General features: G+C 46.3%; 23 protein-coding genes. 5 read left to right on the plus strand and 18 right to left on the minus strand.

The annotated features are described in order from the left end of the window. Positions 1–53: 53 nt before the first annotated feature. The 15 genes from dnm_RS13525 to dnm_RS13590 form a co-directional block, all read right to left on the minus strand. The gene (locus tag dnm_RS13525) at positions 54–1,760 is read right to left on the minus strand and encodes an SPFH domain-containing protein (protein WP_207683164.1); all 1,707 of its coding nucleotides are present in this window, start codon (positions 1,758–1,760) and stop codon (positions 54–56) included. A 141-nt stretch (positions 1,761–1,901) separates the two neighbouring features. Continuing rightward, on the minus strand, positions 1,902–2,816 hold the full coding sequence (locus dnm_RS13530) for an ORF6N domain-containing protein (protein WP_207683165.1): 915 nt from the start codon (positions 2,814–2,816) through the stop codon (positions 1,902–1,904). Between the two features lie 66 nt (positions 2,817–2,882). Further along, complete coding sequence (locus dnm_RS13535) at positions 2,883–3,047, minus strand: hypothetical protein (protein WP_207683166.1); 165 nt, start codon at positions 3,045–3,047, stop codon at positions 2,883–2,885. A gap of 254 nt (positions 3,048–3,301) precedes the next feature. Continuing rightward, positions 3,302–3,436 carry a hypothetical protein gene (locus dnm_RS31270; protein ID WP_276571886.1) on the minus strand — a complete coding sequence of 45 codons (135 nt, stop codon included), beginning with the start codon at positions 3,434–3,436 and terminating at the stop codon, positions 3,302–3,304. A gap of 37 nt (positions 3,437–3,473) precedes the next feature. Next, positions 3,474–3,950 (minus strand): DNA-binding protein, encoded by a 477-nt coding sequence (locus dnm_RS13540; protein ID WP_207683167.1) that lies wholly within the window; start codon positions 3,948–3,950, stop codon positions 3,474–3,476. 59 nt (positions 3,951–4,009) lie between these two features. After that, complete coding sequence (locus dnm_RS31615) at positions 4,010–4,369, minus strand: HNH endonuclease (RefSeq protein ID WP_353740334.1); 360 nt, start codon at positions 4,367–4,369, stop codon at positions 4,010–4,012. Continuing rightward, positions 4,287–5,615: a hypothetical protein gene (locus tag dnm_RS13550; protein WP_207683169.1), complete on the minus strand. Its 1,329-nt coding sequence runs from the start codon at positions 5,613–5,615 to the stop codon at positions 4,287–4,289. Before dnm_RS13550 ends, dnm_RS31615 begins: the two co-directional genes overlap by 83 nt. Before the next feature lie 90 nt (positions 5,616–5,705). Then, on the minus strand, positions 5,706–5,924 hold the full coding sequence (locus dnm_RS13555; protein WP_207683170.1) for a type II toxin-antitoxin system HicB family antitoxin: 219 nt from the start codon (positions 5,922–5,924) through the stop codon (positions 5,706–5,708). Continuing rightward, the gene (locus dnm_RS13560) at positions 5,921–6,178 is read right to left on the minus strand and encodes a type II toxin-antitoxin system HicA family toxin (RefSeq protein ID WP_207683171.1); all 258 of its coding nucleotides are present in this window, start codon (positions 6,176–6,178) and stop codon (positions 5,921–5,923) included. Before dnm_RS13560 ends, dnm_RS13555 begins: the two co-directional genes overlap by 4 nt. A gap of 448 nt (positions 6,179–6,626) precedes the next feature. Further along, entirely contained in the window at positions 6,627–6,914 is a 288-nt protein-coding gene (locus tag dnm_RS13565) for a hypothetical protein (RefSeq protein ID WP_207683172.1), read from the minus strand. A 71-nt stretch (positions 6,915–6,985) separates the two neighbouring features. Beyond that, a complete protein-coding gene (locus dnm_RS13570; RefSeq protein ID WP_207683173.1) occupies positions 6,986–7,126 on the minus strand; it encodes a hypothetical protein in 141 nt (46 codons plus the stop codon). Next, on the minus strand, positions 7,107–8,540 hold the full coding sequence (locus tag dnm_RS13575; protein WP_207683174.1) for a hypothetical protein: 1,434 nt from the start codon (positions 8,538–8,540) through the stop codon (positions 7,107–7,109). The genes dnm_RS13570 and dnm_RS13575 overlap by 20 nt, the downstream gene beginning before the upstream one ends. 190 nt (positions 8,541–8,730) lie before the next feature. Further along, a complete protein-coding gene (locus tag dnm_RS13580; protein WP_207683175.1) occupies positions 8,731–12,078 on the minus strand; it encodes an Eco57I restriction-modification methylase domain-containing protein in 3,348 nt (1,115 codons plus the stop codon). 243 nt (positions 12,079–12,321) lie between these two features. After that, positions 12,322–15,681, minus strand: a complete 3,360-nt coding sequence (locus dnm_RS13585; protein WP_207683176.1) for a helicase-related protein — start codon at positions 15,679–15,681, stop codon at positions 12,322–12,324. Between the two features lie 73 nt (positions 15,682–15,754). Next, on the minus strand, positions 15,755–16,681 hold the full coding sequence (locus dnm_RS13590) for a hypothetical protein (RefSeq protein ID WP_207683177.1): 927 nt from the start codon (positions 16,679–16,681) through the stop codon (positions 15,755–15,757). Positions 16,682–17,139: 458 nt separating this feature from the next. Between dnm_RS13590 and dnm_RS13595 the strand changes: the two genes are divergently transcribed. The 4 genes from dnm_RS13595 (at position 17,140) to dnm_RS13610 (ending at position 20,563) form a co-directional block, all read left to right on the plus strand. Continuing rightward, positions 17,140–17,922 carry a YkgJ family cysteine cluster protein gene (locus tag dnm_RS13595; protein ID WP_207683178.1) on the plus strand — a complete coding sequence of 261 codons (783 nt, stop codon included), beginning with the start codon at positions 17,140–17,142 and terminating at the stop codon, positions 17,920–17,922. A gap of 645 nt (positions 17,923–18,567) precedes the next feature. Next, positions 18,568–19,032 carry a tellurite resistance TerB family protein gene (locus dnm_RS13600; protein WP_207683179.1) on the plus strand — a complete coding sequence of 155 codons (465 nt, stop codon included), beginning with the start codon at positions 18,568–18,570 and terminating at the stop codon, positions 19,030–19,032. Positions 19,033–19,074: 42 nt separating this feature from the next. Then, positions 19,075–19,359: an antibiotic biosynthesis monooxygenase family protein gene (locus tag dnm_RS13605; protein ID WP_207683180.1), complete on the plus strand. Its 285-nt coding sequence runs from the start codon at positions 19,075–19,077 to the stop codon at positions 19,357–19,359. Between the two features lie 706 nt (positions 19,360–20,065). Then, the gene (locus dnm_RS13610; RefSeq protein ID WP_207683181.1) at positions 20,066–20,563 is read left to right on the plus strand and encodes a PilZ domain-containing protein; all 498 of its coding nucleotides are present in this window, start codon (positions 20,066–20,068) and stop codon (positions 20,561–20,563) included. A 163-nt stretch (positions 20,564–20,726) separates the two neighbouring features. On the opposite strand, the gene dnm_RS13615 is transcribed toward dnm_RS13610, so the two are convergent. From dnm_RS13615 to dnm_RS13625, 3 genes are all read right to left on the minus strand, one after another. Continuing rightward, positions 20,727–21,068, minus strand: coding sequence for a type II toxin-antitoxin system PemK/MazF family toxin (locus dnm_RS13615; protein ID WP_207683182.1), 342 nt, complete (start codon positions 21,066–21,068; stop codon positions 20,727–20,729). After that, a complete protein-coding gene (locus dnm_RS13620) occupies positions 21,061–21,279 on the minus strand; it encodes a hypothetical protein (protein ID WP_207683183.1) in 219 nt (72 codons plus the stop codon). Before dnm_RS13620 ends, dnm_RS13615 begins: the two co-directional genes overlap by 8 nt. Before the next feature lie 126 nt (positions 21,280–21,405). Continuing rightward, positions 21,406–21,942 carry a Crp/Fnr family transcriptional regulator gene (locus tag dnm_RS13625; RefSeq protein WP_207683184.1) on the minus strand — a complete coding sequence of 179 codons (537 nt, stop codon included), beginning with the start codon at positions 21,940–21,942 and terminating at the stop codon, positions 21,406–21,408. 1,108 nt (positions 21,943–23,050) lie between these two features. Here dnm_RS13625 and dnm_RS13630 point away from each other — a divergent pair. Next, the gene (locus dnm_RS13630; protein WP_207683185.1) at positions 23,051–24,241 is read left to right on the plus strand and encodes a M20 metallopeptidase family protein; all 1,191 of its coding nucleotides are present in this window, start codon (positions 23,051–23,053) and stop codon (positions 24,239–24,241) included. Positions 24,242–24,476 lie beyond the last annotated feature (235 nt).

Genomic DNA, 24,476 nt, shown 5'->3' on the forward strand with positions numbered 1-24,476 from the left:
AAATGCTTTTTCGCAAATGCAAAAATAAAATTTTTGCACTCCGGATTTATGTCTCATTCCTCGGTTTTCCCTCTTATTCCGAGGCTTTCTGCAATTGCCATGATTTTTGCCACAAAAACAGCTAACGAGTCAAAATTCATGTCGCTGTTACCTGTCTGAAGCACTTTAAGTTCATGAATTTCCGGCAGTTGTGCTGCCAAGTCAGGGAGCCTCTTAATAAGGCGGCGCATCAGGTCACGGTCATTAATCAGATTATGGATTTCCTGCTTGGATCGGGAGATGTTGATTTCCCTTTCCATCTGGGCGGTTTTGACACGATTGGCTTGTTCCTCCAGTTCCAACTGAACCTGTTTTTCCTGTTGCCGACGAAGCAAAACAGCTTCCAGCGCTTTTGTCTGTATCTGATTCGCTTGTTCCTGAAGCTGTAATTTCAATTCCGCTTCCTGCTTTCTAAGGGTCTTTTCACGTTCAATACGCTCCTGTTGAGACGTTGTCTTCATCACAGCAACACGGGTATCTTCGGCCATAGCGTGTAAGACCTCTTCAGTCTGCAATGTTTTTTCCCGGGCAGCAGCCTCCTTGTCGAGACGGAATATTTCCAACTGTGTTTCCTGAGATGTTTTCGCTGTCCAAGCTTCAATTCGTTTTTCTGATTCCTGTTTTGCCAGAGTGGTTTGTTCCTCAAGCTGAATTTTCTTTTGAAAGGTTTCCTGTTCCTTGACAAAACGCTGTGATTCTTCCGTGAGTTTCAGTTCCAACGCTTCTGTCTGCTTAGTTTGCTTAATGCGTTCAATTGCGGCCATGGCCTCGGCTTCACGGGTTTCGGCTGACTCACGGATTTCCAGCTCTTTTTGACGGACTTCGCTTTTCATCATAAGATGGCTTGTGCGGGCTGCTTTTTCCTGCTGATGACGAAAAGGGGCCTGTAAATCCTGCCACAGCCGTTGTGAACTGACCAAAGCCTCTCTGATCTGCACGGTGACGATTTTTATCCCCAGTCCCTCCTCTTCCCCTGATCCCTCAGTCTGCTGATTGCGTCCTTCGGTCACGGCTTTGAGGCGGGTGGTGAGTTCTTCAATAACCGGTGCTTTGTCTGTTAAGACCTCCTCCACACTCATTGTGGCGATTTTATCTTTGATGGCTGCTTCGGCCTGCTCGCCCAATTGTGCATTGACAATCCCCAGCGGATCACGATTATCAGAAAAGTCAAGTTTGCGATAGGCCACGGAAAAATCATCAATCTGCCATTGCACATAAGCCAGCACATTGATGCCCTGTTTCTCTTTGGTAATACAGTTCGCGACAACGCCAATGGTCTGCATCGCGGCCGGTACGACCAGATACGCATCTGTATTGGGTTTGTAACGGAAAGATGTGCCCAGTCCGATGGTCACAGGGTCTTTATGCCCGATGCGTGTATGAATCACATATGCGTTTGGCGGAACAATGATCCGCCTCCAAAACCAGCGTCCTGTCTCCCGCACCCGAATCGGCTCTTTTTCCAGTTGGAGTTCCTCAGAGGTCTTCAGTCGGGTTCCCGGTATCTGACTTTGCGGGGACGCGAACTGAGGAGCCGAAGAAGGAGTCTTTTTTTTATAAGAAGCTGCTCTTTCCCCCTTATCGGCCACTTCTGTTAAATTCCCTGCTTCTGAATCCAAATCCATATCAAAAGATAATTCCTCTAATTCACCTTCAGAGGCAGGTTCCCGTAGCATGATATTCTGTTCCTTAAAGACATCTGCGGCTGCTTTACGTTTCATTTTACATTTCCTCTGTGAATGTTAATGAACCTGATTTTTGCCAGTACTCCGGAAAACATCCCGGACAGAGTTACAAACCTCGCCCCCTGAGCCTCCGCCGGCTCCTGAGCTTGTCGAAGGACACCAATGATTGGCAAAACATCACTTTCCGGCAGGTTTCAGTTTCCAAAGCTTGGTGTTTCTGTAGATACCCGCTTCTGTGATGTGATAGCCCCCGACTTGCCGGCGTTTCATTTTTCCCAAGGTTCTGCTGAGTCTGATCTTCTGGCTTTTTTTACTGCCTTTGCCAAGATCAAACGAAATATCATTGTCAATGATCATCTGACGCAGATAATGCGAGTCAACCGCGTCCTCACCATATTTTTCCCACCACATATTGACAAAATCAAGAAAAAAGTCATTTTCTTTTTTCTGGTTCTCAGGCAGCGAACTCGGAGGAGGTGCTGAAATCCGGGCTTCAGAAAGATAACCGGGGCGGACAACCTCCAGAAAATTCACGCCTGTGGTCTCCTTTGTGATGCGGTTCGCTGTCAGCCTTGCCTGATGATCATCTGTAATTCCTGCCAGATTAGCTGCCTCAATCGCCACTTTGAATCTTCTCACGCTCAGATCAAACTGATCTCCGGTGACATGACGCGCCTCAAGCTTTTCCTTCATATTGAAATAGTCTCTGACCATCTGCTTGTACAGTTGCCTGGCAAGCGGGGTTTGAAGGAGTTTGCAAAGAAGCGCATAGCCCTGACGGGAAAACAGATAAATATATTCACTGCGGTTAAGCGCGTTCTTTGTATAAAAATTCAGAAGAAAATCATATAATTGGTCGTTATCGTTCTGAACGATAACGGATTTCAGGTTAAGAATGTCAACTTTTTCGTCAAACCAGTCAAGGTTTTTATTGATGACTTCATTAATGTGCATGAGTTCTCTTTCATGCAGTTCCGCAATTTGCTTTGCAAGAATACAGGGCTGATTGTCTCCGAACCCGCCGTAAATCTTTTTTACGGCATGATTGTTAATTGTCACAATTTCGTTACCCAACGTCAGTTCATTCATCATAAAAGCAGTCTCCTCTCTGCGTGAACCCGCGGTAAATTTTTCTTACGGGATGATTGTTAATGATTGTTAATCATTACTGGCAAAGGCATTTTTTCTATAAAAATTCAGAATAAAATCATATAATTGTTCGTTATCGTTCTGAACGATAACGGATTTCAGGTCAAACAACAGGCACTCGTTACGAGGCTCTGCCTCCCGTATAAAAAATCTGTTTTTTTTTGATTTTATCATGCCTGAGTCTCTTAGAGCGTGTTTGAAAAGTAAAGAATATGAGTAATCATAAGTGGCTGATTTTTTTGCCACGAAGGCACGAAGGTTCACGAAGTCTCTTTATGGCTGATTTTTTGCCACAAAGACACGGAGGCACGAAGGTTCACGAAGTCTCTTTGTGGCTGATTTTTTGCCACGAAGACACGAAGGTGCGAAGGTTCACGAAGTCTTTTTGTGGCTGATTTTTTGCCACGAAGACACGAAGGCACGAAGGTTCACGAAGTCTCTTTGTGGCTGATTTTTTGCCACGAAGACACGAAGGTGCGAAGGTTCACGAAGTCTCTCTGTGTCTCTTTGTGTCTTCGTGCCTTTGTGGCTGATTTTTTTGCCTCGAACACACGAAGGTTCACGAGGTCTCTTTGTCAGTTCGGAAGCACGTCAGATTCGTCAATCAAAACCGATAATAACATTCTTGTTTTTAAAATGCGGCAGCAATGCCTCCAGGGACCCGCCCTTTTCTGCATGGGCAATTCGGATTTCATCGGCCAGCTCCAGAATGAGTCTGTTTCTTATCTCTGCCCGCGCCGAGGTTATCCATTTCACAGACGCGTCAAAAGGGGAAAGGATTAAAAGCCGGTTTTGTCCCAGAGCTGTTTTTATTTCCGGTTCCCATCGTTTTTTCATGCCCCGGGCCAATGCGAGAATCATGGGCTGTTTGCCTTTTGCGAGGATTTGAAACACATCCTTTTCTATCTGGGAATGAAAACATGACATAACGCAGTTGCCCTTTTTCCGCTGCTCAATGGCCCAGTCGTAAGCTTTTACGATCATCTCCGCGGGGCATTTGCGGGAGCAGAGAAACGCTGTTTTACGAACATTTAAGATCGCTTTGTTTCCGAGAAAATGTAAATCAGAGGGTTTCATTGGTGTTCCTGTGTTTAAACGAGTCTTCATTTGCAGCTTTCAAACGGGCTGCTTTCTACTCAACTATCCGGAGGATGCCAGCCAGCCATCACCCAGTAACTTCGGACCTTTAAAGGATCAGAACTCAGGCAGAGCGTCTCAACTGTGGCCCGCCCAGTCGGTGTCCGTCCGATAATACAAATACCATCCTCACTCCATCGGAAATGCTGAGACCATACCTGAATACGCGGGTTGAAAAGAGGGACAATCTGATGTGCTTCCGGATCCGATGATTCAGTTTTATTCCCCTTATGACGATTACAGAAAGGACATGCCAGCCATAAGTTGGATTCATCATCACTGCCCTGTTTCGAGACAGGGATGATGTGTTTTGTAGCAGCAGGTTTGCAAGCCCCCGCCAAGCCCCGTGGGGGCGGCATATTTGTAGCAGCAGGTTTGCAAGCCCCCGCCAAGCCCCGTGGGGGCGGCATATTTGTAGCAGCAGGTTTGCAAGCCCCCGCCAAGCCCCGTGGGGGCGGCATATTTGTAGCAGCAGGTTTTCAAGCCCCCGCCAAGCCCCGTGGGGGCGGCATATTTGTAGCAGCAGGTTTGCAAGCCCCCGCCAAGCCCCGTGGGGGCGGCATATTTGTAGCAGCAGGTTTTCAAGCCCCCGCCAAGCCCCGTGGGGGCGGCATATTTGTAGCAGCAGGTTTTCAAGCCCCCGCCAAGCCCCGTGGGGGCGGCATATTTGTAGCAGCAGGTTTGCAAGCCCCCGCCCAGCCCCGTGGGGGCGGCATATTTGTAGCAGCAGGTTTGCAAGCCCCCGCCCAGCCCCGTGGGGGCGGCATATTTGTAGCAGCAGGTTTTCAAGCCCCCGCCAAGCCCCGTGGGGGCGGCATATTTGTAGCAGCAGGTTTTCAAGCCCCCGCCAAGCCCCGTGGGGGCGGCATATTTGTAGCAGCAGGTTTGCAAGCCCCCGCCAAGCCCCGTGGGGGCGGCATATTTGTAGCAGCAGGTTTGCAAGCCCCCGCCCAGCCCCGTGGGGGCGGCATATTTGTAGCAGCAGGTTTGCAAGCCCCCGCCAAGCCCCGTGGGGGCGGCATATTTGTAGCAGCAGGTTTTCAAGCCCCCGCCAAGCCCCGTGGGGGCGGCATATTTGTAGCAGCAGGTTTGCAAGCCCCCGCCCAGCCCCGTGGGGGCGGCATATTTGTAGCAGCAGGTTTGCAAGCCCCCGCCAAGCCCCGTGGGGGCGGCATATTTGTAGCAGCAGGTTTGCAAGCCCCCGCCAAGCCCCGTGGGGGCGGCATCTTTGTAGCAGCAGGTTTTCAAGCCCCCGCCAAGCCCCGTGGGGGCGGCATATTTGTAGCAGCAGGTTTGCAAGCCCTCGCCAAGCCCCGTGGGGGCGGCATATTTGTAGCAGCAGGTTTGCAAGCCCCCGCCCAGCCCCGTGGGGGCTGCATATTTGTAGCAGCAGGTTTGCAAGCCCCCGCCAAGCCCCGTGGGGGCGGCATATTTGTAGCAGCAGGTTTGCAAGCCCCCGCCAAGCCCCGTGGGGGCGGCATCTTTGTAGCAGCAGGTTTTCAAGCCCCCGCCAAGCCCCGTGGGGGCGGCATATTTGTAGCAGCAGGTTTGCAAGCCCTCGCCAAGCCCCGTGGGGGCGGCATATTTGTAGCAGCAGGTTTGCAAGCCCCCGCCCAGCCCCGTAGGGGCTGCATGTTCGCATTACTACTGCCGGATTTGGCAATCTGCCAGGATTATGAAAGGCCATAATTTTTTTTAAGCGGCCTGATAAATTGCCGGACGGAAACAGGGTTTGGGAATCGGCCTGTTTTCTGAGATTGCAGCTTGAAGCCAGGCTGCCTTTGCCCTCAGCACTTCTTTCAGAGCGTCTTCCGGTGTCTCTCCGAATGCAGAGCAGTATTTCAAATCCGGTATGTCCGCGATATATCCTTCATCTTCCTCACTGTAAAATATGTTGATATGGTAATCTTTCATATATCTTCCTCCATGCTCAGATTATGGCGTTCTACAATCTGTAAAAATTGTTTTATCTGGTAGGGCTTTGTTTTGCCCTTAATATCCTGAAGGTTTATCAGTTCAGGCACGTCAGGGTGTATAAATATATGATGACTGCCGCTGACACGGTTTAAATGAAAGCCGAAGGATTCAATACATGCCACGGCTTCTGAAAAATGAATATTTTTGCCCCCTGAGAGAATCTTTTGTAATATTTTCTGTTTCTTTGTCATTCTTTAATCTTCCTGTGCCTATCGTCCGGTCATATAAGAAAAGGACTGAAGAATCTCCTTCTTATAATCCTCTTCTTATCCGTTCATATAGTGTCTGAAAGCTGAACGTAACCGATTCGCCGTTTATCTTTTTATACGGTGGAAACGGCTGAATCAGTTTATCCGGTGATTCTTTAGTCTTGTATTCACTATATTCGTTTATCCGAAGCCAGTTTGAACCTTTTTCGCTTTGATCAAAATAATGTTCTGCATAAACCTGCGAACTCTTATTGATACAGTAAATGACGATATTTTCTTTACCCCTGTTTTCAAGTAATGCCCATACATCTCCTGAAAAATTCGGGTCATCCTTATAATACCATTGCTGGTTCAGGATAACAAGCTCCTGTTCAAACAGCGATTTAAACTTACTTCTCTGATAGTTAAGCGGTTTTAATACGTCATCTTTTCAGTAATAAACTCTGTCAAATACATTACCCCCGTATGATCTGCGGTGGGTCTCATAATGTCGGGAAATCAGGGCATAGGCATGATTGATGCTTTTGGCTTTCTCTTTTAAAGCAGTAATATTACATTCGCAGTCCGAAAGCTCGGCTTCTTTGGTACAGCGTAAATTAATATACAAGTCTTCTTTTAAACAGATTTCGACAAAGGAGCGCTGTTTACGGAGATACAGCGGCTTTTTTATGATACCGAGTTTCTTCGCATCTTCATTACGGGGGCTTATCTGAACCATCAGAAAAGTATTTTCGGCTAAAAACAGCTTTTTGACTTCCCTCTCCAGAATCGCCAGCTTTTTTTGATCAGTTACACAAAAAAGGGAACAATCAGATCGCCGACAGTGCCGTCTTCTAATTTAGGCAAATCCCCGCCGTAGAAAAATTTTAACTCTCCATTTACTACTTTCACAGGAATTTTGACGGTCTTTTTAAATGGATCCGGTGTCATGTCTCCTCCGATTTCCTTTTTTAAAGTGTTTCGTTGTTCTAAACATCTTCAGATACGGACGGATATCCGCATGAGCAGCAGATTTGCAAGCCCCCGCCAAGCCCCGTGGGGGCGGCATATTTGTAGCAGCAGGTTTGCAAGCCCCGCCAAGCCCCGTGGGGGCGGCATATTTGTAGCAGCAGGTTTGCAAGCCCCCGCCAAGCCCCGTGGGGGCGGCATATTTGTAGCAGCAGGTTTGCAAGCCCCTGCCAAGCCCCGTGGGGGCGGCATATTTGTAGCAGCAGGTTTGCAAGCCCCCGCCAAGCCCCGTGGGGGCGGCATATTTGTAGCAGCAGGTTTGCAAGCCCCCGCCAAGCCCCGTGGGGGCGGCATATTTGTAGCAGCAGGTTTGCAAGCCCCCGCCAAGCCCCGTGGGGGCGGCATATTTGTAGCAGCAGATTTGCAAGCCCCCGCCCAGCCCCGTGGGGGCGGCATATTTGTAGCAGCAGGTTTGCAAGCCCCCGCCAAGCCCCGTGGGGGCGGCATATTTGTAGCAGCAGGTTTGCAAGCCCCCGCCAAGCCCCGTGGGGGCGGCATATTTGTAGCAGCAGGTTTGCAAGCCCCCGCCAAGCCCCGTGGGGGCGGCATATTTGTAGCAGCAGGTTTGCAAGCCCCCGCCAAGCCCCGTGGGGGCGGCATATTTGTAGCAGCAGGTTTTCAAGCCCCCGCCAAGCCCCGTGGGGGCGGCATATTTGTAGCAGCAGGTTTTCAAGCCCCCGCCAAGCCCCGTGGGGGCGGCATATTTGTAGCAGCAGATTTGCAAGCCCCTGCCAAGCCCCGTGGGGGCGGCATATTTGTAGCAGCAGGTTTGCAAGCCCCTGCCAAGCCCCGTGGGGGCGGCATATTTGTAGCAGCAGGTTTGCAAGCCCCCGCCAAGCCCCGTGGGGGCGGCATATTTGTAGCAGCAGGTTTGCAAGCCCCCGCCAAGCCCCGTGGGGGCGGCATATTTGTAGCAGCAGGTTTGCAAGCCCCCGCCAAGCCCCGTGGGGGAGGCATCTTTGTAGCAGCAGGTTTGCAAGCCCCCGCCAAGCCCCGTGGGGGCGGCATATTTGTAGCAGCAGGTTTGCAAGCCCCCGCCAAGCCCCGTGGGGGCGGCATATTTGTAGCAGCAGATTTGCAAGCCCCCGCCAAGCCCCGTGGGGGCGGCATATTTGTAGCAGCAGGTTTGCAAGCCCCCGCCAAGCCCCGTGGGGGCGGCATATTTGTAGCAGCAGGTTTTCAAGCCCCCGCCCAGCCCCGTGGGGGCGGCATATTTGTAGCAGCAGGTTTGCAAGCCCCCGCCAAGCCCCGTGGGGGCGGCATCTTTGTAGCAGCAGGTTTGCAAGCCCCCGCCCAGCCCCGTGGGGGCGGCATATTTGTAGCAGCAGGTTTGCAAGCCCCCGCCAAGCCCCGTGGGGGCGGCATATTCGCATTACTACTACAAATATGCCGCCCCTACGGGGCTTGGCCGGCCCGGTATGATGAATGCTACAAATATGCCGTCCCTACGGGACTTCTCAAACACGCTCTGAAAAAAGGATTGAAAAATCCGCTTCTTATACGAAATCCGTGTAGCGAAATTATTATTATTTCAACTCCTTCCCCATCCGATACTTGATATCGTAGTTGATAATGAAATCGAGTTCTTCCTCTGTGAAGCCGTAGTGCTGGGCGAGGACTTTGTCTATTTCGTCTATGATGGGTTTGGAATATTTTGGATATATACATTGAATTTTTAATTTGCCCCATTTTTTATAATACATTTCTATCTCTTTTGAATGATGATTGAAATCATTCATCAATTTTTTCCTAAACTCTGAAAGCAGGCCAATTGTTTGTGAATTGGTTTTAGAAATATTAACTTTCACTCCAAAAACTTCACGTTTATTTAAATTTCTACAGTCAGATCCAATTGTTAATAGCCAGAAAAAAAGTGAAGAATTTAAAATACAAAGGAATGCGTCACGAGATTTTTCGCCATTAAATGAAAGTGTTTTTAGTTCCGATGGTTCACGTTTATTTCCTGACTCATCAAATATTGATGGAATAAAATCTAAGACTTGAACAAAACCACTTAGTTTGCGTGTATAATATAATAGAGACGAAGAATGCGGATCAAGATAATGCTGCAATGTTTTTTTCTCTTTAATAACCTTGTCCAAAATTGACGATCCTACTCTACTACCTATTTTGGGTATCAAGCCATTCAGAATAAAATCATTACAAATTTCATAAGACAAGCAGTCAAATAAACAATAACGAACCTCGGTATTCCATTTATTATATTTTGTAGAGTAAAGCATACCTTCTGTACATTTCTTTTTATGCAATAAGACTATTGACAAACGGATATGCTCTAAGCCTTCAAATAGCTTTCCCGGTCGATCATTATAGTTACTTATTATAACATCACCGTTGCTTTGCCACATTTTTTGAAGCTTGGAATACCTATCTGTGCAAACAGACGCGACAGGTATAATGAGACCAATTTTTCCAGATTCATTGCATATATTAACAGATTGTTCATAGCAATACGCATATAAATTGGCACAGCTTTCAGTAAGATAACTTTTTACCGTGTACTTATTCCTTATCGTTTTGTACTCCACATACGGCGGATTCCCAATAATCACATCAAACCCGCCTCTGTCCGCCACAATGCTGTAGAACTCCGCAAACCAGTGAAAGGGCTGATGAGATGCCAGCCATTTCTCATATTGCCTTTTCTGCTTTTCCGAGTCAATATTATAAACAGAAGCAAGATAGGTATTCAGCTTGTCATTGAGAGCGCCAAGTCTTTTTGTCACTTCCTGTTTGGCGGCCTTGAAACTCTCATTGTTCATATCTTCAATGAGTTGAGCATCTTTAAACCTTACAAACGCCTTGCTGGTCAGCCCGCACTCTTCCTTGAATTCTTCCAGTTTTTCCTGAGCAAACATCCCCTCTCTGTCTCTGACAGCCTCCATCAGCTCCGTTTCCGTGGCAAACCCCACGAGCGTATTTCCGGACCGAATATTAAAATCAATATCCGGAAGCGGCTCCAGGCCATAATTTGGCTTGCGGGGATTCATATCCACCGAGGCAACAATCCTGAGAAACAGCCTCAGCCTGGCGATTTCCACCGCCTCCTTCATAATATCCACGCCATAGAGATTGTTCAAAATAACAGACTTGCAGATAAAATACTCCCGGCTCGGATGATCCGCAGCATTGACCTCCTTCAGCACCTTTTCAAAACACTTATCTTTTTTCGAGCTTTCCTCGGCAAACTGCTCCATCCGCTCAATACAGCCCTCATACATCGGCTCAAGAATATTCAGTGCGGCAAAGAGAAACGCCCCGGAGCCGCAGGTGGGGTCTAAAATTGAAAGCGGAGGACGATCTTTCTCGTTCGTATTTTGCGGACGCGTATAACCGGCAACCGTCTTATAAAATTCCCTGATAAGTTTCGGATCATCCGTATTTGCAATCAGATCCGCTGTGAACTGGCGGATATTCAGATTATAAGTGATAAAATCATTGATTTCAGTGATCTCCCCGTTTTCAATCTTCTGCCTCACTTCCCCATAACGGGATCTGCGCTCAATCGTCTCCCGCCAGATTTCAGTGGGCAGGGCATACGCTTCAGGCGCGGGCGTGTTCCAGTGTTTGCGGCGTTCCAGCAAATCCGGCGCGGACGTGTCCAGCCCCACAGCAATGTTCTCAGGCAGGTCCAGTTCCACACCTTTTTTCACAGCATCATAAATATAAGCATCCCCGCTGGTTTTCAACATCTGCCATATCTCGCCATCTGGCTTGAACGGTTTTGCATACCTGCGTCTCACCGCATCAAAAACAAAGGGGATAATACAATTTTTGCCAATATATTCCGTAATATCCTCTTTGGTGTAGTACGCGCCCATTGCAGCCCGGTCATTAATATATTTCTCAAAAATATATCCGATAACATCCGGGTTGATATCCTTGCCGCTGGCCTCGGCACGCATATCCAAAAGCCAGTTCCATTGATCAAAAAAATTGAAAACCCGCTCAAAAACCGCATCTCTGATCTGGATATCATCAAACAGAAGTTCCAGCACATGCACATCAAACAGCCCCCCGTTCAGATAAGGAATACGGCCCAGTTCCACCGACACAACCCGCCTGTCCTCGGGCTTGCCAAGCCCCTGATGAAACAGCTCAAGCAGAAATGTCCGGTAAAAATTGTAAAACTGATTTTCCCCGGCCTTTTCCCGGGTTTCCCTCAGCTTATTCTGAAGATAATTCACATCCTGATTCAGATACCCTTTTTTCTGGATAAAATAGCAGAACATCAGGCGGCTGAACATCACAGACACATACCACTGCTTGTTTTTATTCTCCTTATCCGGCAACGCGTCATCAATCCCCTCAACAGATTGCAGAAAAGCCGTGTGATGTTTCTTGAACTCAGTATAGAATTTTTTAGTCACCTTTTCCGAATTCTTTGCAAAATTCTCCATGACCCGTGCCTTCACATCCACAAGGGTGACACTTTCCTCCTCGTCCAGCGTGAACAAAAGTCCCTTCAGCCTTTGGAAAAGCCCCTCACAGTCCTGATGAGAATAATACGAAACCTCCCGGACCTGTCTGGGTTTGCCCTGTTCTCTGAGCGCAAGCTGCCAGACCTGTCGGGACCGGGCAGCATCCGTATAAATGATAAGATGCTCAAAATACGTTTTCGTGACAACATGCTCAATCTGCCTGCGGACACGGCTTAACGGAACATTGCCATTGCTCTCAGGCGGACAATACAGAACAACAAACCCCTTTTTCTCAACCACCCCCGCAAGCTCGAAAACCTCATTTCCCATCGCCACAGGCAGTGAATTATTAAAATGATCCCATCCCAGCTCATTAAAAAGCCTTTTAAAATCAAACGCATTAAGATACCGAGTGAATTTTTTCTTATTCATAATTTTCAGCTTTCAATTTATCAGTTTAACCTCGTTAACCTCGTTAACCTCGTTAATCTCATTCCCACGCTTCGCGTGGGAATGCAGAAGGGACGCTTCGCGTCCCGTGGCTGGACGGATTTGCGTCCGGCCGCCGGACCGATTCGGGACGCGAAGCGTCCGCCGGACCGATTCAGGACGCGAAGCGTCCGCCCTGCATTCCCACGCGAAGCGTGGGAACGAGAGAAACGAGAGAACTAATTCTCAATTCTCAATTATTCCCATGGAGCAGACAATCTGGGGATTTTTATTCTTTGTCTCTGTATTGCTGATGATGCAGAGTTTTCCATCTTCGCGCAGGGTGATGACAAGATTTATGAGCGCCTCATCAGAAATGCCTGTTTTCAATTGGCGGCTGAGGGTTTCCCTGGCATATTCCCGCAGCGGATATTTATAAATATCCTCAACAGCTTTTTTCAGCGAATCCGTGACAAACAGAGGATCGGCATTTTTCTCAACATATTGCGAAAGCCGCATATACATGCGGTAACGTGCCGCGGTTTTTCTGCCAAGCTGCCCCCCGATGCTGTCCTCCACTTTTTTGATATGCCTGACACCGAACTCAACCAGCTTGTGATGATTTTCAGACCTGGGCAGGGCAGGCACATCTGGCTCACATTTTACAGCTTTCAGAATTTCAAACTGGGACTGGGTGACAATATTCCTGTCCTCATCCACCCACGCGAGCATATCATTATCATACGCAGTTCTTGTGTAAACCACAGCCCCGGTTCTGGTTCCTTTGCCAGCTTTTTTGGCCGCGTAAGCAACATCAGGCAGGTCCGGGATCATGTTTTTCAGTTTCGGATTCGCGTCTGTTGCATTTTTCCATATCTGATACGCATACGAGGCAAGATCAATCTCAATGTCTTCCTCATCATCAAAAATCCCTGCTTTTTCATTATACAAATCCCTTATGTTTATGGGATCGCCGTCAAAAAACGTTTCATCAGACCCGATGGTCTCGGCATTTTCCCGGATTCGCTGCCGCAGTCTTGCCCGGAGGTTGATGATGTTTTCAATACCATCTTCCGGCAGAAACGAATAGCAGAGAATCTCAGGCGAGTGCTGACCGATCCGGTCAATTCTGCCTGCCCGCTGAATCAGGCGGATGATGGCCCACGGAAGATCATAATTCAGGACAATATGGGCGTCCTGCAAATTCTGACCTTCGCTGAGAACATCCGTGGTGATCAGCACCCGTATCTCCTGAGATTCAGGGATTTTCTCGAATTTCTCATTGCTTTCCGGGCTGAACCGGTGAGCAAAAGCCGTGGGGTTTTCCGTGTCGCCGGTCACACATGCCACCCTGTCAACGCCTCTGTCCTTCAATGCGCTGAACAAGTAATGAGCCGTATCAGAAAACTGTGTGAATATCAGCACTTTGTCATTTTTATGCGTTTCAGCACAAAGTTTGTAAAGTGCGTTGAGCTGGCGGTCGTCCGCGATGTTCCAGTTTTTTGCGATATTGAGTATTCTGAGCAGTGCGCGGCTGTCTGCCTCAAGATGTTTTTTAAGTTTCCGAGAAAAAAGGCTGCTTCTGATCCAGTCGTATTTTTGGGCCTGTCTGTCAAAAAGATACATGTGAAATGCTTCTGCATGATGCATATATTCCTGCTCGGAAAACAACAAGTCCATATTATTTTTCTCTTCTGTGTCCTCATCCGCATACATAAACGCATCAATCAGACCTGCCTCCTGCTTGCCAACGGGAAAGGGTTTGTCATTTTCTATGGCATATAGGAACAGATAATTTCTCAGAATATGCCGGCTCACAGACAGCAAAAACGAGTACCCGCTGCTTTCAAGGCGTTTGAAAAGATTGGTCCGGGCAAATCCTTTCAGCCTTGCCCCGGCTCTGCCCAGGTTTTTTTGGATTCTGACCTCTTTGTCCGTGGGAATCAGCTCGGTTTTTTTTGACTGATACTGATCCTGTCCCAGACCATAGCGGGGAAGGTTCAGACTGTCAATGAGATCAACAACGGTTTCAGAGTAAAGCCTTGCATACTGATCGGTCGGATCATCCGGATCAAAATTATATTCCACTTTTCTGGGAACACGCTCCGGAAAATAGGAAGTTGTGCCATCAGGGAACAACAGATATTTCCGGCCGTCATGCTCGTCAATTTTCGTATAATTGTCTTTGATGAAACTGCGGGTTCGTCTCACCAGGAACAAACGCATAAGCTCGTTCCAGTCCTCGGAAAAAAGGCTGTTTTCAAACGCGGCAAGGCTGTTTTCACTGACCTGATGATTTGCCAGAAACTGAACACGGCCCCCCTCGCTTTCAATGAGACGTTCCGGACGGATTCCCAGATTTTCATCCTCATTCATAAACAGCCTCAGTTGGCTGGAAAGGTCAAGATAAGATTTGTTGTATGGCGTGGCAGTGAGCAATATCACCTTGCTGTCATTGAGGTGGATATATTCATAAACCGCACGGTACCGCTTGCCCTGACGATTTCTCAGGTTATGGCTTTCATCTATGATGACCAGCCGGTACCGCCTTTCGCGAGGGAGTTTTGACTGTGCCTGGGTGACGGACAGCACCTTTGCCCGGAGCTGATATTTGTGCACATAATCCTCCCACATGACCACAAGGTTTTTGGGACTGATGATCAGGGTTTCAAGAAAGAAATCCTCCTCAAAGACCTTGGCAAGGGCGGCCGCGGTAATGGTCTTTCCCAGGCCCACCACATCGCCGATTATCACACCGCCTCTTTTATGGAGATGATGGGCCGCGACTTTTACCGCATTGGCCTGATAAGGCAGCAGCGCGTGTTTGAACTCACGAGTGAGGTTAAATTCCGATATCCCCGCGCGGGCTTCTCTGGACAAATGGTAGGCAATCTTCAAATAAATATGATACGGCGGTATGAGATTTTCCGAAGCCCAGCTGGTATCTATGATTTCGGCAAGTTCTTTTGTGATGTCAATGCACCAGCGATCTTCCCAGCGGTCCTGAAACCATCGGGACAGTTTCATCGCGGCATCCTGCTCAACAACATCTGTGTTGAGTTCGCCCTGTCTGGACACGCCCGCAAGGGTCAGATTGCTGCTCCCCAGGAAACCAATGATCGGGCTGTTGTAATCTTCCCGATAAATCAGATACAGTTTGGCATGAAGGGGATGACGGAGATGCAGTTTTACAATGACTTTGCCTGATTTTAACTGCTGCGAAAGCCTGCGAAGGGCTTTTTCATCCTGATTGTTGGGGATCCCGATGGTGAGCTGCTCCCGCAGATTTCTTGCCAGCAGCTTTTTTAACTTCAATGCTTCTGCATTGTCCAAAGTGTTCCCGTCATTATCCTCTGAAAAATGCGCACGGAGCAGCTCGTCAGAAAGCCTCTGCATACCGATCAGGACCCGGCAATGATAGAAATGATCATCATCAAATGCTTCAGGGAGATAATCCCCGGGGAGATTTTCGACGTTTTTATATAACTTTGACCAGCCCCGAAGATTGAAATAGCCAATGCAGAAATCCGCACGTCTGGCCCTGTCCAAGGTGTTGTTCAGACCAGTTTCCAAAAATTTTTCAATATTGTCAAAGATGGTGGGCATGAGTTGCTCCTGGTATCAGGTTTGATAGAAAAGGACGTGAATTCAGGTAAATCCCTGTTTTCATGTTTTCATTTCAGCATTCCTTGTGGCTAATGTTCGGGCTGCTGAGATTACTGATGGTATTTTTTCCATAAATATGACCCACGAACCGAATCAGTGCATAAAGAACCAAAACAGGTATGATGACCGTCTGAAGAAGAAAAACAATAATCAGATTCATGGTGTATGTGGCATACTTTGATATTTTGTCCTTCAGAAAAGATATCTTTTTTTTAATATCAACAATTTCTTTTGTGTTTTCATACATTGTTTTCAAGGTATCCAGATAACCCGGATCATCTGCTTTGCTTTTATCATCTTGTTGAGCCTGACTTGTGTCCTTGATTTCACGACTGACTTCTTCCAGGGACTGAACAGATTCGGTATATTTTTTTTTCAGAAAAAGATTGTATGTTTTTTCACTGACAATCGCGGTTGCCGGTATGCAAAACCGGATTACCACGGACACAAGTATCAGTTTATAACCCGCGGACACCAAATTTATTTTTGAAAATCGGGACATCCAAATTCCAATAAATATGATCACCATGGAAAAAGACAGTAAAATTTTGAAGCCAAACCATGTTCCCATCTCCATGAGAATTTTTTGGATACCCAACGACGTGATACTGACCAGCATGACCCAGGAAAAACGCTCCACCAGATCATTCACCGGGTCCAATGCTTCTCCCACAGCCAGCTGAACCCCGATCCCTGCCGGAGAAACCGCAATATCCGTACCCTGAGCCACAGAAATGACACCGTTTATGCCCCTGACAATTGCAAAGGTATAAATGGCTCTTTTAATGGCTTCATCAAAATAAATATTTCCTTTTTCATCCAACTCCTTGAAAAATTTTTTTTGAAACAAAGCATCAAGAAGCGATGTATATGACAATACACCGATAACAAGCACGACCGCACTCAGCAACACTTTCTTATGTATCTGTTTCAATTGCATGGGTTTTAATTTCCTCCTTTCCTATTTCCCGATAATCAAGTTTTCTGCTCTGATCCGGCCGGACATTCTGCTTTCGCAGACTCAGTAGATCGAAAAGTTTTCGGGCTGTCGCGGGACAGACATGGCAAACAGGGGAGAAACCCGGCTTTTTCCGGCGGGGGGAGTCTTCTGTCCGGGAAAAAAAGCCGGGTTTCTCTGTCATACCGCACACAGTCCGGAAACTTTTTGATCTACTGAGACTCCGGCGAACTCAGTCGAGTTGTCGAGCAGAATGACAGAAAAAATTTGATCATCGGGTGTTTAACAGCATGAGATAACTCTGTCTTAGCTATTGTGAGGTTTCGGAAAAATTACACCTCAAAAGACTTGCCAAAATAGAAAAAAATTGTAATCTATCTGAACTGACAATGGTTTTACAAGAATAAAAATATTTGAAGATTTGCTGAGGTGTTGAACATATGAAATATATAGATACGGAAAACTTGGATCAGTTACCAGGCACAAGGCTCGAAGAAGACGACATATTTTCATTTCACTGTCATTCAGGGCTTGACTGTTTTAATTTGTGTTGCCGTAATCTGAATCTTTTTTTATATCCTTATGATGTCATCCGGCTGAAAAATCGGCTCGGTATCACATCAGACCAGTTTATTGATGAATACACAGATATTGTATTGCGCCCCTCTGAGTTCTTTCCGGAAGTGCTGCTGCGTATGGCAGACAATGAAGAAAAAACCTGCCCTTTTTTAACAGAATCCGGTTGTTCGGTCTATCCGGATCGTCCGGATACCTGCCGCACGTTTCCTGTGGAGCAAGGCACGCTTTATGATGCCAAAACAAAAAAAACAAAGCTGATTCATTTTTTCAGGCCCCCTGACTTTTGTCTGGGACAGCATGAAAACAGACCGTTGACCACAAAAACATGGGCCAAGGATCAGGATGCTGTCACCTATAATAAAATGACTGTCCGATGGGCGGAAATAAAACGTCTGTTCCAGACAGATCCCTGGGGGAAAGAAGGCCCTGAAGGTCCCAGGGGGAAAATGGCTTTTATGGCCAGCTACAATACAGATCACTTCCGTGAGTTTATTCTGGGAAGCAGTTTCTTAAAACGTTACAAGGTAAAATCTGCGGTCCTCAAAAAAATCAAAAAGCAAGATGATGAATTGTTAACATTCGGATTTGACTGGATAAAATTCTATCTTTGGGGGATGAAGACAAAATATTTCAGACTGAGATAATCAGAAATCAGGGACCTCAGTCCGGCGATAAATCAGCTTGGCGGAAAGAAACGATTGCATTTTTTATTTTATTCTGATAGGGTTCCTGAAAACTCGATGTTCAAATTTTTTTCTGTCATTCCTGCGAAAGCAGGAATCCGCTGCTTCCGGAAGCGTGGCCTCTGCCCAGAATGGATTCCTGCTTTCGCAGGAATGACAGGCTTTTTAGTCGAACCGGGTCAAAAAACTTGAACATCGAGTGAAAAATAAGTACTTGGACAAAAATTCTCAGATGGTTTTATCCGGAAAATTTACGGACAGATACTTAATATTCGATAATCAAGTTTTTTCTGATTGTAACGGATTTTGGGGAGGCCCGGGGTTTTTTCCGCGGTATCGGGCAATATGACAGCGGACAGGAGGATGAGACGGATGTCCCGGCCCGGAATATCCGGTAAATCCTTAAATCCGATGTCATATTCGCGGGCCTCCCCCGAATCCGTTATAATCAAGTTTTTTTAATACGATCCGGCAGAATAATCTGTCATTCCTGCGAAAGCAGGAATGACAAGTTGTTTGTCCGAACCAGGTCAAAAAAACCTGATTATCGGTTAATAGCCATTGTTTTATAACTTTTCGGCTCTGATTGATGAAGGGGAATAAAAAATGGGAATATTGGATAAAGTAAAAACCTGGGCGTCAGATGCAAAGGAAGAGGTAAAACGATTCAAAAGTAAGAACTTTATGGAAGCTGTGACAGCCGGATGCGCTATGGTCGCGTTTGCCGACGGGGTTATCAAACCCGAAGAAAAGGCGAAAATGGCCGGATTTATCCAGCGAAATGAGGCGTTAAGCGTCTTTGACATGTCTCAGGTCATTAAAAGTTTTGAAAAAAATGTGAATAATTTTGAGTTCGATCTTCACATCGGCAAAGGAGAAGCCCTTAAAACAATTAGCAAGATCAAAAAAAATTCGGACGAAGCAAGGCTGCTCGTGCGTGTCTGCTGTGCTATCGGGGCTTCGGACGGCGATTTTGACGAGGACGAAAAAAAAGTTGTCAGTGAAATATGTCAGGAATTGGGTTTGGATCCGGGTGAATTCGGAATTTCCGAAGCTAAGACAAGGATCTGAAATTGAATAAAATTCTTCTCGTTAAAAAGAAAGGAGGTTGAAATGGCTGTTAAGATTCTCATTAAAAGAAAAGTGGCGGAAGGTAAGGAAAAAGAACTCTCGGGTTTGCTTATGCAGCTCAGAGGTCTTACCATGAATCGGGCCGGATATATTTCCGGTGAAACCTTAAAGCGGTTCGATAAGCCCGGGGAGACGCTGGTCATCAGCACATGGCAGTCTGTTGATGAATGGAGAGACTGGGTTATTAGCAAAGAACGAACCGAAATTCAGGACAAAATAGATAGCTTGCTCGGAGAAAAAACTGAATACGAGATTTATAAGTACTAATACGGTCGTTCAGGATATATGGGTGTTCAGATCTGATTTCTTTGTATAAACATTGAAACGCCTGAACACCTGAATATGTGGCAGGCAGAAATTTTTTTGCCAGACAGAGTTGCAAATCCATATATATCAGGCTAAAATCACAATTCATTGTTTTTATTAATCCATGATTTGCCTTTGACGGACGGGGTGCAAATCCTGTCCGCCAAAACAGGCCTGCAAATGGGGGGAATTGCTCGTTTCGACAAGCTCAACGACCGGCCCGACAGGCTCAAAAACTGGCTGACAGACTCAACCGACTTGCTGACAAGTTCAACGACTTTCTGAAAAACTCAACGACCTGCTGAAAAACTCAACGACCTGCTGAAAAACTCAACGACCTGCTGAAAAACTCAACGACCTGCTGAAAAACTCAACGACCTGCTGAAAAACTCAACAACCTGCTGAAAAACTCAACAACCTGCTGAAAAACTCAACGACCTGCTGACATGGCTCAGGCAGACCTCCCGAACCCTGAGCCGCAAATGCTTTTTGTTAAAATGCTACAAAAGAGGTACTCACTCATTTTCCTGAAACACTTAGAACACGGATGCATCCATGAGCTGAATTTACGGAAGGAGCGTAAAATTTACATTTCTGACATTTCTTTCCTCGTCATCTGAATCTTTCCCTGACTCGTGGATACTTCCCTTAAAGGAGAGTTGAAACCATGGCCTTATATGCAAGAAGAGCTTATCCCCGAGAATACTATGAAGCCCCTATCACATATGCAAAATACAACACGGACGCCTGTTGTGAAGCCACAATGTATAATTGCAGCTTAGGGGGCATGTATTTTGAGTCACAGGACGCGTTCCGAGCGGGAACCTTTATTTATATCAAAATGATAAATTTCTCACCTGATATTTATACTCCCGGAGATTATAAGACATACATGGCCAAGGTCATATGGTGTAAGAAGTTAAACAGTCCCGGCACTTACGGAACAGGTGTCATGCATACCATCAGGGGGTATATTCTTAAAAGGAAAAATGTCCGAAGACCAGACGATGCGTGTGAACTGTGCGGAGGAAATTCTTTGGAGGAAGTTCATAGGACTGAAGATGGTTTATATCTATGCCCGGATTGTTTTAGGCATCTGGGGAGATTGGATAATGGAAAAATCAAAAAAAGCATACTGAAATTCCTGATTGGGAATGTGATGTGAAATCTCAGAAGCAGAAAAGCGGTAAATCCGGAGTGCAAAAAATTCTGCTTAAGTCCGTTTTTGCACTCCTTTGGAAATCGTATTTTTCATTGCTGCCTTAAATATTGCCTGCCTCAAATGCCTGCCCCCACGCCCCGATCAGTCAGAATAAGCTTCGGAGCATTTAAGGGATCGCCAGAACTATTTTTAATGCTTTTGAGACTTCCTGCATTTTGTTTTGTGAAATTGTACCCATTTTTTGAACAAATCTTGTTTTTGACACTGAGCGTATCTGAAAAGTATCAATAGCGGAATTCTTAATTAAACCATTATGTTGGTTTGGTATCAGCTTAACCATCCACGGAGCTATTTCATAGCGATCTTTCCAATCTGTCAAAGGGAGAATTACTTTCAGAGGCAGAATGCCCACAGCATCGTCGTTTATAATAACAGCAGGACGAGTTTTTTTGATTTCAGCGCCAACTGTCGGATCTAAATTTATTAGCCAGATTTCCCCTCTATACATAGAAGTCTTCTCCGTCCAATACAGTAAACACAGTCAGTTCCGAGTCATTTTTATAATCATCTGAAAGTGCCTTTGCCGCATCTTCCAACTTTTTCTTTGTGTTTTCTTGCTCAAGCAGTGCTTTTTCCAAAACAGAATTTATAAATTCATCGGCATTCGGAAGCGATTTGATTCTTCTTCCAATATCATCATTTACTGTAATTCGCATCATATCGAACTCCTTTTATGAAGCAGAAAAGCGTTGATTGGTTGAAAAAAGCAGTAAATCCGGAGTGCAAAAAATTTTGCCTAACTCCGTTTTTGCACTCCTTTGGAAATCGTATTTTTCATTGCTGCCTTAAATATTGCCTGCCTCAAATGCCTGCCCCCACGCCTCGATCAGCTTGTCTGTCCGATTTTGGAGACGCAGCGAAACAATCTCGCTCACCCGTCCCATAATCAGATAGCCCAGTTTGGGGTCTTTGTCAAACATGGCTTTGAGATTGGCGGCCGGGACGGAAAAAGCCCGGACAGGCTGTGAACACTGAGCCGTCGCTGTCCACTGACTTCCCGCGTCACCCACCAGGGATGTCCAACCGAAGACCTCTCCAACCCCCACCCTCTCAACAATGATCGGCTTTTTCAGGACATCAAACCGGACCCGGATGGCTTCCTCATATTCAATATCTGTTTTCATTATTTTTTCTTTAAACATGAGGCTCAGCTCCACCTCTCCTTCCAGAACACCGTAAAGATTCAGAGCCTTATCCCCCCAGTTAAAAACAACATCATCTGAGTTGAACTCCAGGATATCACATTTTGGGGCAATCACCGAAAGTGCGTCATCGGACACATCTGAAAAAAACTTAAATTCTGACAGCAGCTTTTTATCCAAGATAGTCACCTAATTTTACAAAATCCGTCAACCCCTGTTCTGAAAAAATTCAGGCATCACCAAATTTTGAAGGTTGCCTTTCTTCAACCCGTTAAATGAATTGAATCAACAAATTAAGTATAAAACAATCTTAAACTCACTTAACCGCCGAGATATGTTTTTTTTACTTCCGGATCTGCAAAAAAGCTCCGCAGACGCCCGTTCCGGCGTAAGACCGCTTTTTGGGACAACATAACCCTTTCCAATTATTTGGGTTCCCAGTTCCGCAGGCACCAGGCGGGAAATCACCTGTAAAATTTTTCTTAAAAGTTATCTCACCATGTTGAATGAATTAAACAAAAGGTGTATTATTATTTTATATGAAAAAGGTGTTAAGTGTTAGGTGTTAGGTGTTAGGAAAAATTACAAATTTTTCATTTTTCGTTGTGACCACCAGCTCATACCTGTTTATAAAAAAGCCATGTCCTATTTTCTGATTCATTTGATGATAATCATTCATTTTTTTAACACATATATAAATATGAAACTGATTTGTCAAGAAAGATTGGATGAAAAAACGTGAACATTAAAGATCATATAACACAGTTTTTTGAAAGAACGCATTCTCTTAATCGAATTTCAGCAGATCGAAAAGTCTCCGGGATGTGCGCGGGAGAGCGGAGAAACCCGGGGGGTTCCCGGACAAAGTGTCTCACCGGCCGGAAAAAGCCGGATTTCTCACCTGTCTGTCGTGTCCCTCCTGCGACAGCCCGAAAACTTTTTGATCTGCTGAATTTTCCCTTATACTGAAAAATCAGGTCAGGGAAACCGAATTTCTTCTATTTACAAAAATAATGGAAAAAGGTAATTTAAAAAAGACATATCCTAAGCTTTTAAGATTATGATCACTATTTTGTCCCACGGACAGGGGGAGACGACAAACATTATCAAAAATAAGCGTCCGCGGAATGCCAAACCTACAGTTTGCCGGTTTCCGCATTTCGGAAATTTGGTTCCTGCTTTGCCAAACTGTAAGTTTGGCACTCCGGAGGATGTAACGACTTAGCTATACAAAACAAACGGATGTTTATTGCTGTTTTTAATCTATATGACAGAAGGAAGATATAAAATGCCACACAAACTATCAGCGTCTTTTCACCAATGGCTTGTTGAGCTTCGGCGTCAGTTTCACCAGTTTCCGGAACTGCGATATGAAGAAGAAAAAACAGCGATCAGAATTTGTGACACGCTTAAATCATTCAATATCCCTTTTCAGACACAAGTGGGGAAAACCGGTGTCGTTGCGAGGGTTCGTGCAAAGCATGACGGCCCTGTGGTGGCTTTCCGGGCAGATATGGACGCATTGCCCCTGGATGAGGCAAATGATGTTTCTTACAAATCACGGTGCCAGGGACTCATGCACGCCTGCGGCCATGACGCGCATATGACCATTGCTCTCGGGGTGATACGGTGGCTGCTGGAAAACGACTGGCCTCAGAAGGGCGCGGGTGAAATTCTCTTTATTTTTCAACCCGCGGAAGAAGGCGGGGCAGGTGCCAGGGCAATGCTGGACTCCGGCGTTTTCGACAAAGAACCGGTGCAGGCCATTTTTGCCGGGCATGTGTTTCCTGACCTTCCTGTGGGAGATGTGGGAATTGTTCCGGGAATGGCCCATGCGGCAGTGGATACCGTCACTATTCATCTGAAGGGAAAAGGGGGACACGGGGCATATCCGCATCAATGCAAGGACCCCATTGTCGCGGGTTCCTGTCTCGTGACCCAGATCCAGACCCTTATCAGCCGGGATCTTCCCCCGCTGGAAAACGCAGTGTTCACCATTGGGAAATTTCATTCCGGAACAGCGTCAAATATTATTCCTGAACAAGCCGTTCTGGAAGGCACACTCAGAACCCTTAACCCGGGTGTCCGTGAAAACATCCTGAAACGCCTTGAGAAACTGCTTAAAGGTCTCGAAATATCGTTTGATATTTCCGCGACAACTGAGGTGACTGAGGGGTATCCTGTGGTGCTGAATCATCCTGAACTGGCAAGCTATATGGAAACCTCTGCCAGGGAACTTCTGGGAACAGACCATGTGCATATCCGGAAACCCAGTATGGGAGCCGAGGATTTTGCTTATTTTTGCCAAACATGGAAGGGAATAATGATTAATATCGGGTGCCGTGATCCGCAAAAAGAGTTTCAGCATGGTCTGCATTCTCCTTATTTTAATATTGACGAAAATGTCTTAGATGTGGGAACGTGGTTTTTTGGCCATATTCTGACGCAATATATTGAAAAGCTGATGAAGAGTCCGTGACAACAGGACATGACATAATACTCGGAAAAATTTTTACCTGATGATCAGGTTTTCAGATTTGGTTCGGACAGAAAAAAACCTGATCATCGAGTTTCACCAGATCGAAACGAACTGACAATTCAGGTCATGTTCGAAATTCCGCCGTTCAGATAATCTTTGTAAATCAGATATCTGCACGCATAAGACAACCCGCCTGAACGCGGAACCGCGAACGTTTTCGATCTGCCGGGTTTTA

Origin of the sequence: Desulfonema magnum, assembly GCF_017377395.1 — a bacterium.
GTDB classification, from domain to species: Bacteria; Desulfobacterota; Desulfobacteria; order Desulfobacterales; family 4be13; genus Desulfonema_C; species Desulfonema_C magnum.

Excerpts from the sequence above, each read along its gene's own strand:
- dnm_RS13525 (WP_207683164.1), bottom strand. The coding sequence starts at position 1,760 with ATGAAACGTAAAGCAGCCGCAGATGTCTTTAAGGAACAGAATATCATG.
- dnm_RS13530 (WP_207683165.1), bottom strand. The coding sequence starts at position 2,816 with ATGATGAATGAACTGACGTTGGGTAACGAAATTGTGACAATTAACAAT.
- dnm_RS13535 (WP_207683166.1), bottom strand. The coding sequence starts at position 3,047 with ATGATAAAATCAAAAAAAAACAGATTTTTTATACGGGAGGCAGAGCCT.
- dnm_RS13540 (WP_207683167.1), bottom strand. The coding sequence starts at position 3,950 with ATGAAACCCTCTGATTTACATTTTCTCGGAAACAAAGCGATCTTAAAT.
- dnm_RS31615 (WP_353740334.1), bottom strand. The coding sequence starts at position 4,369 with ATGCCGCCCCCACGGGGCTTGGCGGGGGCTTGCAAACCTGCTGCTACA.
- dnm_RS13555 (WP_207683170.1), bottom strand. The coding sequence starts at position 5,924 with ATGAAAGATTACCATATCAACATATTTTACAGTGAGGAAGATGAAGGA.
- dnm_RS13560 (WP_207683171.1), bottom strand. The coding sequence starts at position 6,178 with ATGACAAAGAAACAGAAAATATTACAAAAGATTCTCTCAGGGGGCAAA.
- dnm_RS13565 (WP_207683172.1), bottom strand. The coding sequence starts at position 6,914 with ATGGTTCAGATAAGCCCCCGTAATGAAGATGCGAAGAAACTCGGTATC.
- dnm_RS13570 (WP_207683173.1), bottom strand. The coding sequence starts at position 7,126 with ATGACACCGGATCCATTTAAAAAGACCGTCAAAATTCCTGTGAAAGTA.
- dnm_RS13580 (WP_207683175.1), bottom strand. The coding sequence starts at position 12,078 with ATGAATAAGAAAAAATTCACTCGGTATCTTAATGCGTTTGATTTTAAA.
- dnm_RS13585 (WP_207683176.1), bottom strand. The coding sequence starts at position 15,681 with ATGCCCACCATCTTTGACAATATTGAAAAATTTTTGGAAACTGGTCTG.
- dnm_RS13590 (WP_207683177.1), bottom strand. The coding sequence starts at position 16,681 with ATGCAATTGAAACAGATACATAAGAAAGTGTTGCTGAGTGCGGTCGTG.
- dnm_RS13595 (WP_207683178.1), top strand. The coding sequence starts at position 17,140 with ATGAAATATATAGATACGGAAAACTTGGATCAGTTACCAGGCACAAGG.
- dnm_RS13600 (WP_207683179.1), top strand. The coding sequence starts at position 18,568 with ATGGGAATATTGGATAAAGTAAAAACCTGGGCGTCAGATGCAAAGGAA.
- dnm_RS13605 (WP_207683180.1), top strand. The coding sequence starts at position 19,075 with ATGGCTGTTAAGATTCTCATTAAAAGAAAAGTGGCGGAAGGTAAGGAA.
- dnm_RS13610 (WP_207683181.1), top strand. The coding sequence starts at position 20,066 with ATGGCCTTATATGCAAGAAGAGCTTATCCCCGAGAATACTATGAAGCC.
- dnm_RS13615 (WP_207683182.1), bottom strand. The coding sequence starts at position 21,068 with ATGTATAGAGGGGAAATCTGGCTAATAAATTTAGATCCGACAGTTGGC.
- dnm_RS13620 (WP_207683183.1), bottom strand. The coding sequence starts at position 21,279 with ATGATGCGAATTACAGTAAATGATGATATTGGAAGAAGAATCAAATCG.
- dnm_RS13630 (WP_207683185.1), top strand. The coding sequence starts at position 23,051 with ATGCCACACAAACTATCAGCGTCTTTTCACCAATGGCTTGTTGAGCTT.